The organism is Bacillus sp. LLTC93, from assembly GCF_002993125.1.
GTDB lineage: Bacteria > Bacillota > Bacilli > Bacillales > Bacillaceae > Bacillus > Bacillus zhangzhouensis.
Map to the genome: position 1 here is coordinate 77123 of NZ_PVME01000001.1, position 16467 is coordinate 93589.

Genomic DNA, 16467 nt, shown 5'->3' on the forward strand with positions numbered 1-16467 from the left:
AAGAAGAGGGAGGGATGAATGATGGGTAGAGAGCATGATAAACAAGCACAGTTTACACCAGACCATTTAGGGACAAAACCTGTAGCGTACAAACGCAATAAAGGTAAAAAGATGCATAATAAATCAAATGAACAGCCTGATGTGATACAGACAAAGGGCGAATAATAGGAGGTAAGCATGATGTTTGGCAAGTCATATCAATCCAATCCAGATGATCGTTCTGATAACGTTGAAAAGCTGCAAGATATGATCGAGAACACCATTGAAAATATTGATGAATCTGAAGCAGCGATGGCCCTTTCGACAGAGGAAGAAAAGCAGATGATCAAGCAAAAAAACGAAAACCGCAAAATGAGTATTGACGCCATGCGTACTGAGATAAAAGACGAAGAAGCAGCAAGAAAGAATGGCTATACCGAATAAACCAGGGATACCTGGTTTATTTCAGCGTGAAGACAAACCCTCGCATTCGGTGTCAGTTCTGCGTGCTGGTGCTCACGAATATCAAATTCGCTCCGCGCCAGTACTCGACCTTCCTAGACTTCAAGGGTTTTCGTATCACGCTGAAAAGAAGACAAAGGGCTAAAATAAAGATCATTTTAGCCCTTTGTCAACAATCTGGAATAAAATAAACCAGGGATACCTGGTTTATTTTATTGTCTCTTTTTAGAAGAACCTTTTGGAATGTGGTAAAATGGCAGAGACCTTAGGTTTCGATAGGAGAGCGATGAAAACGTGTATGTATCCAAAAAAGAAATAGAAGTCCGTTATGCAGAAACAGATCAAATGGGCATTGTCTATCATGCCAATTACTTAATTTGGATGGAAGTCGGCAGAACAGCGCTGATTAAAGAACTGGGTTTTTCCTATGCTCAGCTAGAAGCAGACGGTGTCCTGGCACCTGTTGTAGATCTTCAGGTTCGATATAAAAAACCACTACTGTACGGTGAAACAGCCATCATCCATACGTGGATTGAAGAATATAATGGTGTCAAAACGGTATATGGCTATGAAATTCAAAAGCCTGATGGAAAAACAGCTCTTACAGGGACAACCTCACATATTTGTGTAGATAAAGACACCTTTAGACCTATTCAATTTAGAAAAGCCTTTCCTGCTTGGCACAAAGTATACGAACAGTCGAAAAAGCAGGGTTAATCTATGGCATTTGGCATTAAAAGAAGTGATTTGAATGCATGGAAATCAGCTGTTCAGCAAGGGAAAGTCGCCTTTTTGACACACTATTGGCTTGATGACCGTTTTCCAAATGCCAATACTGTCACAAAAGCAGCCTGTCAGGATATGAAGCAATTAATTGCTTGGGGAGAAAAGCATGGATTAAAAAAAGAATGGATTCATGTCCGTGAAGGCTTTCCTCACTTTGACCTGATCGGTGAATCGCAAAAAAGGATCTTGCAAAAGGAAAGGTCTTTAGGAAACATTCAGGAGTATGGACTATATATTGATGTGTAAAACAAAAAAGATACCCGAGGGATGAGGTATCTTTTTTGTTTATTCATAATGAAACTCTGGTTCTTTCACGGACTCGTTATAATCAATATGCAGATCATGGTTGTCAAAATACCAAATATCACTTTCCTCTATAAAGAAAGTAATACCTTCTAATTCAGCGGTTGCGCCGGCGTTTTGAGGTTTATCTTTTGCAACGCCGAGAGAAAAGCCTTTTTGTACATTACTGCACCCGCCATATCTTACAAAAAAGCGAACATGATCACCTTTTTCTAAATCCAGTTCATCCTTGTACCAATTGAGTGCATCATCTTTCATTGTTAATTTCAATGTGATCGCCCCTTTTTGAAGTCATGCTGTTTTTTAAAATGCAGGATGCAAAAACAGCTTTTCTGTACTTTTACCACATATTTAAACGTAATAAACGGCTAGAGCCATTTGATTTTCGGTTCAGTTTTGTTGAAGATTCGTTTGAGGTTGGCGATGTGTCTGTAGATCACAAAGCCAGCAAGAACGGCTACAACAATGATTAAGAATAGATCTTGGGTGAATATGCTGTAAATGAATGTATAGATCCCAGTCAGCATTGATGATAAAGACACATATTTACTAATGTATAAAAATAAGAAAAAAGCAGCGATCATCGTGATAAATAAGAACGGGGCATAAAATAGCAATACGCCACCTGATGTAGCGACTGCTTTTCCCCCTTTAAATTTTGCAAAGACAGGAAAGCTGTGACCGATAACAGCAGCAACTCCTGCTAGTAAGGGATGAATGTCCAGTTGCATGAAAAACGGTAAAGCTGAAGCGAGAGTCCCCTTTAAAATATCAGCTGTAATAACAATAGACCCTGCTTTTACCCCAAGCGTACGAAATGCATTCGTCGCACCTAGGTTCCCGCTACCATGTTCACGGATATCGATTCCCTGTGCAGCTTTCCCGACAATGAGACCGGACGGAATACTGCCGAGTAGATAAGCCAAAATAAATATCAAAGCAATTAACATCTGCATAACTCCTTTATATTCTCCCTCTTGTCTTACATTTTAACATGATCTTATGAAAAACATGGCGATCTTTTTTTGAAAAAATAGAAGGAGAATGAATTGAGCTTTGTTTTTCAGAGGAAATTCGCTAAAATAGAAGAAAAGGAGTGTCTGGATGAATCATCCTACTAAACAAGAAATTGGTCGTATATTAAAGAGTAGCAAACGAATTGCTGTTGTTGGGTTGTCAGATCAGCCGCACCGAACGTCTTATATGGTCTCAAAAGCGATGCAGGATGCCGGCTATGACATCATTCCGGTTAATCCAACGATTGATGAAGCACTTGGCGTAAAAGCGGTTGCGTCTTTAAAAGACATAAAAGAGCCTATTGATATTGTCAATGTCTTTAGACGTTCAGAATTTTTGCCTGAGGTGGCAAAAGAATTTCTTGAAATAGACGCACCTGTTTTTTGGGCACAGCAAGGCGTATATCACGAAGAAGCGAAAAGGTTGATTGAGGAAAAAGGTAAAGTGGCCATCATGGATTTATGCATTAAAGTGGCTCATGCTATGACAAAAACTCATTAAATCGTCAAGAATCCTTGGTTTTTCAAGGATTTTTGCTTTTTCATTGTAGAAATATATTTGCGATTCTAGAAGAAAGCGATAAAATAAGGCGACAGGGACATATCGATGACCTTGCATATCGAGAAAAAGAGCGATAAGATAAAAACGGAACATTTGTTCTGTTTCGCTAAAACCATCATATGATTGCATTTGGCTTATGAAACAGTCTTGTTTATAATGGACTTCTAGTTCTGATTGCAGAATATGGGCCATACTCATAGTCATGCAAAAGAGCATGTATAGCTGAATCACACATGCATGGTGATGATGCAGCTTATTAAAGTGGATAGTAATGAGCAGCATGATCATCATTAAAATCTAAAGAGATCATTTGATGATTAACCGGTTATGTTTGTTAGTGAAAGGGGATTAAGCATTTGGTTAAAAAGCAGCAAGTAGATTATAACGATGATTCTATTCAGGTGCTAGAGGGGCTTGAAGCGGTCCGTAAACGTCCAGGTATGTATATTGGATCTACGGATTCACGCGGTCTTCATCACCTTGTCTATGAGATTGTAGACAACTCTGTCGATGAAGTGCTCGCTGGTCATGGAGATCATATCATTGTCAAAATACATAAAGATAACAGCATTTCCGTCCAAGATAAAGGACGAGGAATGCCTACTGGTATGCATAAGCTTGGAAAACCGACACCTGAGATCATTTTAACTGTCCTGCACGCAGGCGGAAAATTTGGTCAAGGCGGATATAAAACAAGTGGTGGACTTCACGGGGTTGGGGCATCTGTTGTAAACGCATTGTCAGAATGGCTCACCGTAACAATTGAACGAGATGGCTTTATTTATCACCAGCGCTTTGAAAACGGCGGCAAGCCAGTGACATCACTTGAAAAAATCGGGAAAACGAAAAAGACAGGAACACTGATTCATTTTAAGCCAGATCGAACAATGTTTAGTGCCATCACCTATAATTTCGATACATTATCAGAACGTTTAAGAGAATCAGCCTTTTTATTAAAAGGGTTAAAAATAGAGCTGATCGATGAACGACACGATGTACAAGAAACCTTTTATTATGAGACGGGCATCGAAGCATTCGTAGCTTATTTAAATGAGGAAAAAGATGTACTTAGTGAAGTCGTCTCGTTTGAAGGGGAGCATCAGTCTATTGAAGTAGATTTTGCTTTTCAATTCAATGATGGCTACTCAGAGAATATCCTTTCCTTTGTCAATAACGTAAGAACAAAAGATGGTGGTACGCATGAGTCAGGTGCAAAAACAGCAATGACGAGAGCCTTTAATGAATACGCACGCAAAGTGACTCTTTTAAAAGAAAAAGACAAAAATTTAGAAGGCACTGATATTCGAGAAGGACTGTCTGCCATTATTTCCGTCAGAATTCCTGAAGAGCTGCTCCAATTTGAAGGACAAACAAAAGGAAAGCTTGGGACAAGTGAAGCTCGATCGGCTGTTGACACTGTTATTTCTGAAAAACTTGCTTATTTCCTTGAAGAAAACCGGGAAACGGCGACTCTTCTTGTGAAAAAAGCCATTAAAGCGCAGCAGGCAAGAGAAGCTGCTAGAAAAGCAAGAGAAGAAGCGAGGAGCGGCAAGAAACGTAAAAAGTCCGAAGCGACGTTAAGCGGGAAATTAACACCTGCTCAATCTAGAAACCCGGCAAGAAACGAACTGTACCTAGTAGAGGGCGACTCAGCGGGTGGATCAGCAAAGCAAGGACGTGACCGAAAATTCCAAGCGGTTCTTCCGCTTCGAGGGAAGGTCATTAACACCGAAAAGGCGAAGCTTGCTGATATTTTCAAAAACGAAGAAATCAACACGATTATCCATGCAATCGGTGGTGGCGTCGGTGTCGATTTTAATGTAGAAGACATCAATTATGACAAAATTGTTATCATGACAGATGCGGATACGGATGGCGCGCATATCCAAGTGCTTCTGCTTACATTCTTCTATCGATATATGAAGCCGTTGATTGAGCATGGGAAAGTATTTATTGCACTTCCGCCGCTATATAAAGTCAGCAAAGGCTCAGGGAAGAAAGAAGTCATTGAGTATGCATGGTCTGATGAAGAAATGGATGGCGTACTAAAGAAAGTTGGAAAAGGGTATACGATTCAGCGCTATAAAGGTTTAGGTGAAATGAATGCCGACCAGCTATGGGAAACGACAATGAATCCAGAGTCGAGAACACTTGTCAGGGTCAAAATCGATGATGCTGCACGAGTAGAACGCCGCGTCACGACACTTATGGGTGACAAAGTAGAACCGCGCCGTAAATGGATTGAAAAGAATGTCGCTTTTGGACTTGATGAGGAAAGCAACATTCTTGAAAATGAAAACTTGTCGCTAGCTGAGGAGGTTTAAACATGGCACAACAAGAACGATTTCATGATTTACCATTAGAAGAAGTGATCGGAGACCGGTTTGGTCGCTATAGTAAATATATTATCCAAGACCGTGCGCTTCCAGATGCACGCGATGGACTAAAACCTGTGCAACGAAGAATTTTATATGCGATGTACGCAGAAGGAAACACACAAGATAAAAACTTCCGTAAAGCCGCCAAAACAGTCGGTAACGTCATTGGTAACTACCATCCGCACGGTGACTCATCTGTTTATGAAGCCATGGTCAGAATGAGTCAGGATTGGAAAGTACGAAATGTGCTGATTGAAATGCATGGGAATAACGGAAGTATTGACGGAGATCCTCCTGCTGCCATGCGTTATACAGAAGCAAGACTTAGTGCGATTGCTTCAGAGCTTTTAAAGGATTTAGACAAGGAAACAGTCGAATTTGTCGCAAACTTTGATGATACGAGTAAAGAGCCGGTTGTATTACCAGCGATGTTTCCAAACCTTCTAGTAAACGGATCAACAGGAATTTCAGCTGGTTATGCGACTGATATTCCTCCGCATCACCTGGGAGAAGTGATTGATGGGGTCATTAAACGAATCGAACAGCCGCATTGTACGGTTGAGGAATTAATGACAGTCATCAAAGGACCAGATTTCCCAACAGGCGGTATTATTCAAGGTGTGGACGGCATTAAGAAGGCATATGAAACGGGAAAAGGAAAGATTATGATTCGCGGAAAAGCGGAGATTGAAACCATTCGCGGTGGACGTCAGCAAATCGTGATCACTGAAATTCCTTATGAAGTCAATAAAGCCAACCTTGTGAAAAAGATGGACGAGTTCCGCATTGAAAGAAAAGTAGAAGGGATTTCAGAGGTTCGAGATGAGACAGACCGCACTGGGCTTCGAATCGTTGTAGAGCTGAAAAAAGAAGCTGACGCAAATGGTGTCTTGAATTTCTTATATAAAAATTCAGATTTGCAAATCCCGTATAATTTTAATATGGTTGCGATACATAATCGAAGACCGACCTTAATGACGCTCACAACAATACTTGATGCATATATTGCCCATCAAAAAGAAGTGGTGACGAACCGCTCATCATATGAGCTTCGAAAAGCGAAGGAACGTCATCATATTGTAGATGGATTAATTAAGGCCCTTTCCATCTTAGATGAAGTGATTGCGACCATCCGCTCGTCTAATGATAAGCGTGATGCAAAAAATAACCTAATGGACAAATATGACTTTACAGAAGCCCAATCAGAAGCGATTGTTTCTCTCCAATTATATCGTTTAACGAATACAGATATTACGCAATTAAGAGACGAAGCAAGTGAGCTTGACGTGCGTATAGCAGAACTTGAAGACATTTTAGGAAACGAGAAAAAGCTGCTAAAGGTCATTACGAACAGTTTGAAAAAGCTCAAAAAGACTTATGCTGATGAGAGACGATCTGTCATTGAAGAAAAAATCGAGGAAATTAAGATTAACCTTGAAGTGATGATCGCATCAGAGGATGTATACGTTACGGTCACGAAGGATGGGTACATCAAACGGACAAGCCAGCGCTCCTATGCTGCATCTAACGGGAAGGACTTTGGCATGAAGGATACAGACCGGCTGATTCATCAGTTTGAAATGAATACAACGGATGTTCTTCTTTTGTTTACGAATAAAGGGAGCTATATTTATTGTCCGGTTCATCAGCTACCAGATATACGCTGGAAAGATATGGGCCAGCATATTACGAATATTATTTCGATTGATCGTGATGAATCTATTCAAAAAGCGATTCCAATTAAAGAATTTGATGAATCGTCATATCTTGTGTTCTTTACAAAAGGCGGTATGGTGAAGAAAACAGAGCTTCTGCAATATAAAGCACAGCGATATTCAAAACCGCTCGTCGCCTTGAATCTAAAAGGTGATGATGAACTCGTAGATGTTCACGTCACAACAGGCCAGCAAGAATTGTTTATTGCAACGAAAAATGGTTATGGATTGTGGTTTGATGAAGAAGAAGTGAGCGTTGTAGGTCCGAGAGCGGCTGGTGTCAAAGGAATCAACTTGAAGGAAGGGGACGAGGTGGTCTCTGGACAAATCATTGATCCGAAGAACGATGTCCTAGTTTTGGCGACACAAAGAGGTGCCGTGAAGCGAATGAACCTCACTGAATTTGATAAGACATCAAGAGCCAAACGCGGAGTGCTCATGCTAAGAGAATTAAAGAAAAACCCGCACCGTATTGTGGCTGTGATCGCTGCATCTTTTCACGATACACTTGAGATTGATACGGAAAAGGGTGCCATGATCCCGCTTGATATCTCTACTTTAAGAGCGAATGATCGATATAGCAATGGATCATTTATTTTAGATGAGGAGGAGCAGGGAGAAGTGATTCATGTCCTTCTGTCACCGGAACCTACTCCAGATGATCATAAATAAGCAAACGAAAACCCCCTGAGATAGTCAGGGGGTTTTTTTATATTTGGGTCATTTAGCTCTCATGGTTGCCAAACATGCTTGTAAGGGCGTGAACTACTTCAATTCCTTGGTAGACGAAAAGAGAAAGTGAAGTGACAGAGAACAGACCTACAATGAATAATCTTAAGAAAAATAACATCGTGTAAAACCTCCCAATTGTTGTTTTGATTTAAATGGTTGGGTTAAACACGAACTGCTCGGAAATAAGAAGATTGATAGAACACTGCAAGTAAATGCTTCTTTTTCCGGTCAAATCGATCAGTATAAGTGATGCGTGCAAATCCAGCTGTCATACTGCCAATGATCAGCAGTGCTGTAAATGCGGCAAATACTGCGTTCACATGTTTATTTTCATCGCCTGTTGTCTGAACGATTTTTATTTCATGTGATTCTTGATCGGCAACCACCTTCGCATGATGGTATACCTGAACGGAATGAGGCATTGAGAACAAATGAAAACTTGCCAGTGCTATGAATAAGACGGCTAATTTTAACAGCATATTTTTTTTCATTTATCTCACCCCTCCCTGTTTATTTTCATGATCTTACCACGTTTTCAGTTATTTGAAAAGTCTTATTTTTTTACTTTCCCTCATTAAAAATGCTGTAAACATCAGGACATCTATAGGACTGTTTCACTTCATGAAAGGTTTCGATTTTATTTTTTAAATTTAAAAAAAGTGCCATGATGAGAATCTGGCACTTTTCAGTGAGAATGTAATGAATGTGGTTTTGCTACAGCTTTTGTAAAGATTCCCGCCATACAAATAGCGAATAGAACAAATATAAAGGCATGAAGCAGTCCCACCTCATTGGCGAGCAGTCCTAAAATAGGGGGACCAGAAAGGGAGGCTGTGTAACCAGATAAGGTCACAATGCTGACGCGTTTGACGGCGTAGCGGCTATCATCACCAGCTGCCGAAATGGTCAGTGGGAAGCCTAAAGAAGCGCCAAGTCCCCATAAAAAGATGGATATCATACACACTACGAGTGAAATCTTTAAAATGACTAACAATAGTCCGGCAGCTGCTGAAAAAATAGCGACTCTTAGCAATAACACCCTGCCAAATCGATCAATTAAACGTCCACTGATCAGTCGTCCACTAATCATTCCGCACAAAAATAAAGCATAGATGACGGTACTCATGGAATGTGAAACCTGGTAACCATCCACCATCGCAAGGGGAATCCAATCATTTGCAGAGCCTTCTACAAATGCAAGACATAAGGCGATCATCGCAAGAGATATCGTCCGTTTGTTCAGCCATGCCGCATGAGAACCATCAGTTGTATCTATTTGCTTCTCAAGCTGATCCTTTCCTGTCCCGTGGGGAATAAACCGTGTACAAATCAAAATGCTGAGAAAGAAAAGAATGGCAATGATCAGAAGGTGAATCAACACAGATACCCCTAGATGAATAAAGAGAATGCCAGCACCTGCACCGATTAACGTGCCAATGCTGAAGGAAGCGTGCAATATAGGCAGGATGGTTTTCCTGATGTTGTACTCAATTTCCGTCCCTTCTAAGTTCATGGCCACATTGCACATGCCTGAGCCCGCTCCAAAAAGAAAAAGACCGGCAGTGACAACAAGGATAGAAGAGAGCGTTGAACCAATAGCGAGAGTCGTGAATCCAGTGAACATCAAAAAAGCGCTGATCACAATGGCCACTCGTCCGCCTTTTTTTCGAACGAATATATTGGAAAGGACAAGTCCAACAATAGAACCAACAGATAAGCCAAGTAAAATAAGTCCCATTGTCCCTGTATTCGCTTGTAATAAATCTCTGACTTCCGGTGTCCGTGAAAACCATGTAGAGATGGATATCCCAGACATCGTAAAAATGACAATAATCGCTTTATACCACTTTAATTCCATCTAATCCCTCACATTTAAAGATATATACAAATCTACTCGATTATAAATGAGACTTCCTGATTCGTAAATAACATGAGGAAGGGTCATGCTGAAATTTTAGTAAGAAGAAATGACGCCTTCACAATTCATTTGATGAGAAGGTAAAATAAAGACAAAGGGGGCGGATTTTATGCAGTCATATCGAATCGGTGTATTGAAAGGTGATGGAATTGGACCAGAAATTGTACAAGCAAGTATGTGCATCTTAGAGGCAGCGCTGTCTCGGTTTCATGAGTCGTTTGTGGAATTTGTAGAATGTCCAATCGGTTTTGAAGCCATCCAATCTCTTCACCAAGATCCTGTGCCGACATCTACTAAAGACGAATTGAAAAAATGCCATGGGTGGATTTTAGGGCCTCATGATTCTGCATCATACCCAGACATATTTAAAGAGAGGAGGAATCCAAGCGGAGAGCTCCGTCATACGTTTGATCTATTTGCGAACATTCGTCCGTCTCAATCGTTACCAGGGGTACAAAGCCTTGCACGAGACGTCGATCTTGTCATTTTTCGAGAAAATACAGAAGGCTTCTATCCAGATCGGAACATGTATCATGGAGTAGGCGAGTGGATGATTACACCAGATGTTGCTATATCTACAGGTGTATTTACAAAAAAAGCGATAACACGTATTGCTCATGCAGCCTTTCAAAGTGCGATGGAGCGCAGGCAAAAGGTTACTATTGTTCATAAGGCAAATGTAATCAAATTAGGATCTGGTTTGTTTTTGCGAACATGCCAAGAGGTAGCAAAAGCGTATCCGCAAGTGACGGTAGAGGATGTACATATTGACGCAATGGCGGCTCACTTAGTGAGGCGTGCAAGTGATTTTGATGTGATTGTGACAGAGAATATGTTTGGTGATATTTTATCTGATCTAACAGGGGAGCTAGTCGGAAGTTTAGGAATAGCGCCTTCATTAAATTGTAACGAAGACCAAGCCATGGCACAGGCGGCACATGGATCAGCACCGGATATCGCTGGGCAAAATATTGCCAACCCAATTGGTATGATTCTTTCTACAGTGATGCTTTGTGACTGGTTACATGCGAAATATCAGGATGAAAGGTTAAAAAAGACGGCTGCTCTTATCAAACGTACACTTCATGAGATCATGAAAATGAATGTTAAAACGAAGGATTTAGGAGGAAACGAGACGACGACACAATTCACAGAGGCATTCCTTCAAACCATGAATCGATATAAATAGAAGGAAGGATCAACGATGACAGATCGAAAAAAGCGAGACAATTGACAGCAAACAGGTCATCAGAAAAAGACGATCCATTTTAAATGAATTGTTGGGCGCTTGCGGTGACAATGTAGTTTTTGAAGGTAGGTTGCAATGTGATTATGAATACAATATCGAGGTCGGTGAGCATTTTTTTACGAATTTTGATCCGGACATCCGCTTGATCCAGTAGAATTGAATTGGGCAAACCAGTCACAATCGAAAAATCATAAAGTATTTACAAGAATCAAAATCTGATAAACGCAGGATTTTGATTTTTTCTTTTTGTCTCAATAAGTTAAGTATACTTAGTTTTGAGACAGCGAAAATTCATTCATGGTTTAACTTCCTAGAATATATATTATGTAAACTAATAAAAAAGCATACACAAAATAGTTCTTAAATCGGTGCTTCCTCTTTATCTTCATCTTTCCCTTATGTATGTCATATCAAAAACCTCTACGTCCTCAATAAATTAAATCGGTCATAAAGGTTTTTGAATTAAAGTGAATTTAATGAGCCTCACTCTTATATATATCCCAATGGCTCATTTTGTTGATGCGCTAGTTCCATTCCTTCTGCCAGATAGAGAGCGTTCTTTTTATCTATATCATCTCAGGCCAATTGTGGATCAGTTGACGTAATCTAACTGCTACGGTCTTACAAACATCTGGCATTAAGTAACTATCAGAATCTGAAATATCCAGCAATGGAATGATGTCATCTTGATAGTTTTCAAATGGTATTTCCCCGCCAAACCCCTCCATTTCATCTAAATTCATGCCAATACATGCTGCTAACTTGCATCTAAAATCATGGAAGTCGGTGTAAGACCAATGTGCTTCGCAATGAGTGAAACCCAATCCCACGAATCATTCCTCCATTTTCAAATTGTGATGGTCAATGTTTTCAACTTTTGCAAATATCACTCCTGATTGATCATATAATAGGTCAACAAGGTTATTTTGATTTAATCCCTGCACCACAAAGAGGTATGACAATGGTCTCTTCTGGTTCCTTTTGATATTTCATGTAGCCAGCCAAATTGACTGCAGATGTCACTTCTACATAAAACCCTTTCTCACTCAGTTTAGATCGTGCATTTAAGATCTCATCTTCTTCAATTTCAATAAACGTACCATTGGTAACTTGTACAGCTTCTAAAATTTGTTTGGAGCGTGCTGGAGCAGCAATGGCAATCCCTTCTGCTAAGGTCCCTTTATTCGTCACAGGTGATGCTGATCCCTCCGCATTTTGATAAGCTTTCACAAGGGGTGCACAGTTTTTCGCTTGTACGGCAACGATTTTAGGTATGTTATGAATGAGACCATTTTCAAATAACTCTTTAAAGCCATAATACGCACCGAGCAGCAGAGTACCGTTTCCAACCGGAATGATTAAAGCATCAGGTGCTCCTTTTAGTTGCTCATAGATTTCATAGGCGTATGTTTTTGTACCTTCGAAAAAGTAGGGATTATAGACATGGCTTGCATAAAAAACGTTTTCATTGTCTACTGCCTTTTGTGCCGCAGCTGCAATGTCCTCTCGCGTCCCGTGAATTTCTTTAATCGTTGCTCCATGTGCTTTTATTTGAGCGACCTTTTTAGGTGAAGTGTCATCGCTTAGATAGATATCACAGGTAATACCACAACGTGCTGCATAAGCTGCAATCGCTGTTCCTGCATTCCCACTACTATCAGCTATGACTTTTGATACCCCTAATTCCTTTGCTTTTGTCATCAAAACAGCGGCTCCTCGGTCTTTAAAGGATAATGTCGGCATCATATAATCAACTTTTACATAAGTGTTTGGCTCATTAGGATCCAGAACGATTAAAGGAGATTGACCCTCCCCCATTGTCACAGTTTCCCAAGTCTTAGAACCTTTTGAAAATGGCATGGTTTCAACATAACGCCATAATGAGTTTGGATAGTGATCCCAAGCTGCGATATCTATTATCGGGGTATCTTTCACCAGATTTAATACTCCACCACAATCACATTTCCATAGAGTTGGTGTCATCTCATATTTTTTCCCGCAATGGTTACAAATCAATTGATTCATCAATCATCAACTCCTTCAAATATTTTTTTATACGAAATATAATTTTTTATATAGAGTAGGCAAAAAAATATCTTAAATATATGAAATGGCATCAATTTCAATTTTGAACCCAAAATGTAATTCATTCGTTGGCACAACAGTACGTGCTGGTTTATGTTCACCGAAAAATTCAGTATAAACCGCATCTACTTTGTCCCATAATTCAATATCTGAAATGTATAATGTCATGCGCAAGATCTTCTCTTTTTTACTTCCAGCCTCTTCTACAATCATCTCTACATTCTTAAGCGCTTGTAATGTCTCTTCTTCAATGGTGCCGAATTCTTTTTCTCTCGTTTCGGGATTGATGGCAAATTGTCCTGATACATATACTGTATTTTGGTGAATGGTTGCGAATGCATAGTGTCCGTTTGATTTTAGATTTCCCACCTCAAGGATGCTTTTCATTTCGTTTCCCCTTCATTCGATTTATTTTTGATTTCATCCAAATAGCTATAGACGGTTACTTTGGAAATGCCTAACATAGATGCGACCTTCTCAACAGATCCTTTCATTAAAAAAATTCCCTTTTCATCCATAAATCTTATTAATTCAATTTTTTCATGACGTTTCATGACTGGATGAACACTGTTTTGAATGATCTGTTGAATCAATTGATCTACTATTCCTTCCACATTTTCAAGGTCATCGTTTGATTTTGTTTCATCCTCTTGAACTTCCATTTGTGTAGAAAGAAAAGTATCCATAAATTGCTGCATTTGATTCAGTGCTTCAACGTCAAAATTGATACAGAAAGCACCAATCACTTTTTGCTTCGAATCACGTATTAATGAAGTCGAAGAACGAATCGTACGCTTATCTTCTGTTACAAATGTATAACCAGCAAGATAATCTTCTTTAAAATCTTCTGATTGTAATACAGTCTTTACTAGATGATCAAATGATTGACCGATTTCTCTTCCTGTCACGTGGTTATTTACTGTAAACATGACAGATGCTTGAGGGTTCGTTAAATCATGAATAATTACTTCACAATTTGATCCAAACATTTTTGCAGTAGATTTTGCTAAAGGAATATAACTCTCTAATAACTTTTTAATATGTTCCATGCCTAAGCACCTCATTTTTTTATTCCACTAGATTATATAATTTTTTATATATAAAAACAATATATAGATTTATTTATATATTATAATGCTCACAAGATCACAAATATGAAAATCACCATATAAAAAAAGCAGCCATTGACTGCTTTTTGCTTATGCTCCTTTCTAATTGTCTTCCTGCTGGATTCCATACAAAATGACGTCAATTCCCCATCGGAACCGTTCCATTGATACGGTATCACCTGCAAACATTTCTTCTTTTACACGATGAATGAAAGGAAACTGCGTTTTGTCTGCTTGAAAAAATGCTTTTTTTGTGTCTGAAATCTGTGAAGAGCCTTGTTTCTTCCAAGAGACCTTTTCGTATGCTACAGAAGATACGTATAACAGCAATAGGTCTACTCCCCATGCTGCAGATGTAGATTTGATCCCGCCTTCATGCAATGCAGCGAGAATATGTTCGGTCAACTGAAGAAAGTTCGTTCCTTGTGGAATGGTGGAAAGAGAAATTTCAGCAAGACCAGGTTTTTCGAATAGCAGTAGGAAATAAGTATGCAATATGTCAAATAACTGTTCTTTCCATGTGCTATCCGCTGAATCTGGATAAACCATTTGGCCGAGACCATAATCCAATACGTAAGCACTGAGTTCTTGAAAATTGTTCACGTAGACATACAAGGATGCAGGTCCCGTATCCAATGCTTTAGCCACCTTACGCATACTCATGCCCTCTAACCCTTGCTCCTTAAGAAGCTCATAGGCAGTTTTCACAATGAGCTCACGGCTTAAGGGCTCTTTAGCCGGCCGAGACCGGCGACTTATAATGCGACGATTTGAATTGTTCATACTCTCTTTATAACATGTCAAAGTAAAATAGTAAATTGAGCATCAATCACCGTTTTCTTGAAAAGAATTCATCATATCTGCAAGCTTGATCGCAGCGTCTTTTGAAAAACACAGTTTTAAACTATACTCCGATTCATGAGCCTTTTCCGATGAATATTCGTACATCATGTCTTCGTATTCTTCAATAGCCTTTTCAATATCATGAGGATGTCGGACAATAGCAAGTGCTAGCTCCCTTGCATCAAACATCGCCATGTTTACACCCTCGCCTGCGAATGGCGACATGACATGAGCTGCATCACCGATAAGCGTTACTCCTTTATGACGGTTCCATTTAAAACCGACAGGAAGCGTATAAATCCGTCTTGGAATGATGGCATCTTCTGCATAACGAATATAATTTTTCAGCTGATCATCCCAATCACTAAATAACTTTAATAATTGTTCTTTTGCTTCTTTCGCTTGGTGAAACGGTATACCACAAGTCTCGATCCAGTTGCGTTCTACCATAAGGCTTACATACACTTTGATTCGTCCATCTCCGTTTAACTGACCAATCAGTCCTTTGTGGTCTGCTAAAGCAAACATCTTACCACGTTTATTAAATTCAGCTAAATCAGGGTGATTCCCCTCTACGCTTAGGACATTTAGTTCCAGCATCGTGAGCCCAGAGTATTCAATACCAATATCAGTTAACAGAGGACGCACACGAGAAAATGCACCATCAGCCCCAATCAAAAGGTCAACTGTCTCGACAACCCCGTTTTCAAAATGAATCTCCGTCATGCCGTTTTCTAATGAAACACATCTTTCTAGTTTATATCCATATTTGATGTTTTCAGCATCAATTTGATCTAGCAGCAGTTCACACAACACACCACGATCAATTTCTGGACGAGTGCCTTTTTGATCTGATTCCGTTTCTTCATCTAAATAAATTCTTCCTGATTTATCAAGTAATCTGAAATCTTCTCCTTCATAACGGGCGTTCCTTTGAAATTTCTCATAAACTCCTGCTTCTTTTAAGGCTTTTTGACCTGTTTCTTCATGAATATCCAGTGACCCTCCTCTTTCAAGACTCTTGTCATACATCTCCCGTTCATAGATGGTTGTTTGTATACCGTAATTTTGCAAAATTAAGGCGAGTGTTAGCCCACCTGGTCCTCCTCCAATGATAGCGATATGCTTTGGGTCTTTAGATAATGACGTCATCGTATGCATCTCCTCTTCTTTATGGAAGTAGTGTAAAACCGCATCTCATTTATATTATAACGAACACAGTTCGTAAAGAACAGTGTTCGTTTAAAATCGTTTGTTTCACGATTGTGTTTTAATGAAAAGAAACCAATCGCCCGCCATCATATGATACACTCCATCTAGGAATGTTAAA

20 protein-coding genes are annotated in these 16467 nt (G+C 39.6%); 9 read left to right on the forward strand and 11 right to left on the reverse strand.

The features are described 5' to 3' along the window. Window positions 1-21 precede the first annotated feature (21 nt). The 5 genes from C6W18_RS00440 to C6W18_RS00455 all read left to right on the forward strand — a co-directional run bounded on the left by C6W18_RS00440 (window position 22) and on the right by C6W18_RS00455 (window position 1473). Complete coding sequence (locus tag C6W18_RS00440) at window positions 22-165, forward strand: acid-soluble spore protein N (protein WP_008357830.1); 144 nt, start codon at window positions 22-24, stop codon at window positions 163-165. 15 nt (window positions 166-180) lie between these two features. After that, window positions 181-423, forward strand: coding sequence for a small acid-soluble spore protein Tlp (gene tlp, locus C6W18_RS00445; RefSeq protein WP_105925284.1), 243 nt, complete (start codon window positions 181-183; stop codon window positions 421-423). Next, entirely contained in the window at window positions 407-586 is a 180-nt protein-coding gene (locus C6W18_RS19900) for a hypothetical protein (RefSeq protein ID WP_189318041.1), read from the forward strand. The genes tlp and C6W18_RS19900 overlap by 17 nt, the downstream gene beginning before the upstream one ends. A 149-nt stretch (window positions 587-735) precedes the next feature. Beyond that, on the forward strand, window positions 736-1158 hold the full coding sequence (locus C6W18_RS00450; RefSeq protein ID WP_034323719.1) for an acyl-CoA thioesterase: 423 nt from the start codon (window positions 736-738) through the stop codon (window positions 1156-1158). 3 nt (window positions 1159-1161) lie between these two features. After that, entirely contained in the window at window positions 1162-1473 is a 312-nt protein-coding gene (locus C6W18_RS00455; protein WP_034323717.1) for a hypothetical protein, read from the forward strand. 39 nt (window positions 1474-1512) lie between these two features. Here the strand turns inward: C6W18_RS00455 and C6W18_RS00460 are convergent, their stop codons facing one another. Together C6W18_RS00460 and plsY are read right to left on the reverse strand one after the other, a co-directional pair. Continuing rightward, window positions 1513-1788 carry a HesB/YadR/YfhF family protein gene (locus C6W18_RS00460; protein WP_373465705.1) on the reverse strand — a complete coding sequence of 92 codons (276 nt, stop codon included), beginning with the start codon at window positions 1786-1788 and terminating at the stop codon, window positions 1513-1515. A 110-nt stretch (window positions 1789-1898) separates the two neighbouring features. After that, entirely contained in the window at window positions 1899-2480 is a 582-nt protein-coding gene (gene plsY, locus C6W18_RS00465; RefSeq protein ID WP_105925286.1) for a glycerol-3-phosphate 1-O-acyltransferase PlsY, read from the reverse strand. A gap of 154 nt (window positions 2481-2634) precedes the next feature. Between plsY and C6W18_RS00470 the strand changes: the two genes are divergently transcribed. The 3 genes from C6W18_RS00470 to parC all read left to right on the forward strand — a co-directional run bounded on the left by C6W18_RS00470 (window position 2635) and on the right by parC (window position 7873). After that, on the forward strand, window positions 2635-3048 hold the full coding sequence (locus C6W18_RS00470; RefSeq protein WP_034323709.1) for a CoA-binding protein: 414 nt from the start codon (window positions 2635-2637) through the stop codon (window positions 3046-3048). A gap of 416 nt (window positions 3049-3464) precedes the next feature. Next, window positions 3465-5432: a DNA topoisomerase IV subunit B gene (parE, locus tag C6W18_RS00475; RefSeq protein ID WP_034323703.1), complete on the forward strand. Its 1968-nt coding sequence runs from the start codon at window positions 3465-3467 to the stop codon at window positions 5430-5432. Window positions 5433-5434: 2 nt separating this feature from the next. Continuing rightward, window positions 5435-7873, forward strand: a complete 2439-nt coding sequence (gene parC, locus C6W18_RS00480) for a DNA topoisomerase IV subunit A (protein ID WP_105925289.1) — start codon at window positions 5435-5437, stop codon at window positions 7871-7873. Window positions 7874-7925: 52 nt separating this feature from the next. Here the strand turns inward: parC and C6W18_RS20410 are convergent, their stop codons facing one another. From C6W18_RS20410 to C6W18_RS00490, 3 genes are all read right to left on the reverse strand, one after another. After that, entirely contained in the window at window positions 7926-8051 is a 126-nt protein-coding gene (locus C6W18_RS20410; RefSeq protein WP_262982628.1) for a hypothetical protein, read from the reverse strand. Between the two features lie 43 nt (window positions 8052-8094). After that, entirely contained in the window at window positions 8095-8424 is a 330-nt protein-coding gene (locus C6W18_RS00485) for a hypothetical protein (protein ID WP_034323697.1), read from the reverse strand. A gap of 194 nt (window positions 8425-8618) precedes the next feature. After that, window positions 8619-9791 (reverse strand): MFS transporter, encoded by a 1173-nt coding sequence (locus C6W18_RS00490; RefSeq protein WP_105925291.1) that lies wholly within the window; start codon window positions 9789-9791, stop codon window positions 8619-8621. A 169-nt stretch (window positions 9792-9960) separates the two neighbouring features. On the opposite strand from C6W18_RS00490, the gene C6W18_RS00495 reads away from it, so the two are divergent. Next, on the forward strand, window positions 9961-11040 hold the full coding sequence (locus C6W18_RS00495; protein ID WP_189318013.1) for an isocitrate/isopropylmalate dehydrogenase family protein: 1080 nt from the start codon (window positions 9961-9963) through the stop codon (window positions 11038-11040). A 626-nt stretch (window positions 11041-11666) separates the two neighbouring features. Here C6W18_RS00495 and C6W18_RS19905 read toward each other — a convergent pair. The 6 genes from C6W18_RS19905 to C6W18_RS00525 form a co-directional block, all read right to left on the reverse strand. Then, a complete protein-coding gene (locus C6W18_RS19905; protein WP_189318042.1) occupies window positions 11667-11930 on the reverse strand; it encodes a hypothetical protein in 264 nt (87 codons plus the stop codon). Window positions 11931-12021: 91 nt separating this feature from the next. Then, window positions 12022-13125, reverse strand: coding sequence for a threonine synthase (locus C6W18_RS00505; RefSeq protein ID WP_105925295.1), 1104 nt, complete (start codon window positions 13123-13125; stop codon window positions 12022-12024). Between the two features lie 72 nt (window positions 13126-13197). After that, window positions 13198-13572 carry a RidA family protein gene (locus C6W18_RS00510; RefSeq protein ID WP_105925297.1) on the reverse strand — a complete coding sequence of 125 codons (375 nt, stop codon included), beginning with the start codon at window positions 13570-13572 and terminating at the stop codon, window positions 13198-13200. Next, window positions 13569-14234, reverse strand: coding sequence for a helix-turn-helix transcriptional regulator (locus C6W18_RS00515; protein ID WP_105925299.1), 666 nt, complete (start codon window positions 14232-14234; stop codon window positions 13569-13571). The genes C6W18_RS00510 and C6W18_RS00515 overlap by 4 nt, the downstream gene beginning before the upstream one ends. Before the next feature lie 162 nt (window positions 14235-14396). Then, complete coding sequence (locus tag C6W18_RS00520; RefSeq protein WP_189318014.1) at window positions 14397-15077, reverse strand: TetR/AcrR family transcriptional regulator; 681 nt, start codon at window positions 15075-15077, stop codon at window positions 14397-14399. A 42-nt stretch (window positions 15078-15119) separates the two neighbouring features. Continuing rightward, window positions 15120-16289 (reverse strand): FAD-dependent oxidoreductase, encoded by a 1170-nt coding sequence (locus tag C6W18_RS00525; protein WP_105925301.1) that lies wholly within the window; start codon window positions 16287-16289, stop codon window positions 15120-15122. Window positions 16290-16467 lie beyond the last annotated feature (178 nt).

Bases quoted from the DNA above. Each gene is read 5' to 3' on its own strand.
- C6W18_RS00525 (WP_105925301.1), bottom strand. From the start codon at position 16,289: ATGACGTCATTATCTAAAGACCCAAAGCATATCGCTATCATTGGAGGA.
- parC (WP_105925289.1), top strand. From the start codon at position 5,435: ATGGCACAACAAGAACGATTTCATGATTTACCATTAGAAGAAGTGATC.
- C6W18_RS20410 (WP_262982628.1), bottom strand. From the start codon at position 8,051: ATGTTATTTTTCTTAAGATTATTCATTGTAGGTCTGTTCTCTGTCACT.
- C6W18_RS00470 (WP_034323709.1), top strand. From the start codon at position 2,635: ATGAATCATCCTACTAAACAAGAAATTGGTCGTATATTAAAGAGTAGC.
- C6W18_RS00455 (WP_034323717.1), top strand. From the start codon at position 1,162: ATGGCATTTGGCATTAAAAGAAGTGATTTGAATGCATGGAAATCAGCT.
- C6W18_RS00490 (WP_105925291.1), bottom strand. From the start codon at position 9,791: ATGGAATTAAAGTGGTATAAAGCGATTATTGTCATTTTTACGATGTCT.
- C6W18_RS00485 (WP_034323697.1), bottom strand. From the start codon at position 8,424: ATGAAAAAAAATATGCTGTTAAAATTAGCCGTCTTATTCATAGCACTG.
- C6W18_RS00505 (WP_105925295.1), bottom strand. From the start codon at position 13,125: ATGAATCAATTGATTTGTAACCATTGCGGGAAAAAATATGAGATGACA.
- C6W18_RS00510 (WP_105925297.1), bottom strand. From the start codon at position 13,572: ATGAAAAGCATCCTTGAGGTGGGAAATCTAAAATCAAACGGACACTAT.
- C6W18_RS00520 (WP_189318014.1), bottom strand. From the start codon at position 15,077: ATGAACAATTCAAATCGTCGCATTATAAGTCGCCGGTCTCGGCCGGCT.
- tlp (WP_105925284.1), top strand. From the start codon at position 181: ATGTTTGGCAAGTCATATCAATCCAATCCAGATGATCGTTCTGATAAC.
- C6W18_RS00460 (WP_373465705.1), bottom strand. From the start codon at position 1,788: ATGAAAGATGATGCACTCAATTGGTACAAGGATGAACTGGATTTAGAA.
- plsY (WP_105925286.1), bottom strand. From the start codon at position 2,480: ATGTTAATTGCTTTGATATTTATTTTGGCTTATCTACTCGGCAGTATT.
- C6W18_RS00515 (WP_105925299.1), bottom strand. From the start codon at position 14,234: ATGGAACATATTAAAAAGTTATTAGAGAGTTATATTCCTTTAGCAAAA.
- C6W18_RS00440 (WP_008357830.1), top strand. From the start codon at position 22: ATGGGTAGAGAGCATGATAAACAAGCACAGTTTACACCAGACCATTTA.
- C6W18_RS19900 (WP_189318041.1), top strand. From the start codon at position 407: ATGGCTATACCGAATAAACCAGGGATACCTGGTTTATTTCAGCGTGAA.
- C6W18_RS00495 (WP_189318013.1), top strand. From the start codon at position 9,961: ATGCAGTCATATCGAATCGGTGTATTGAAAGGTGATGGAATTGGACCA.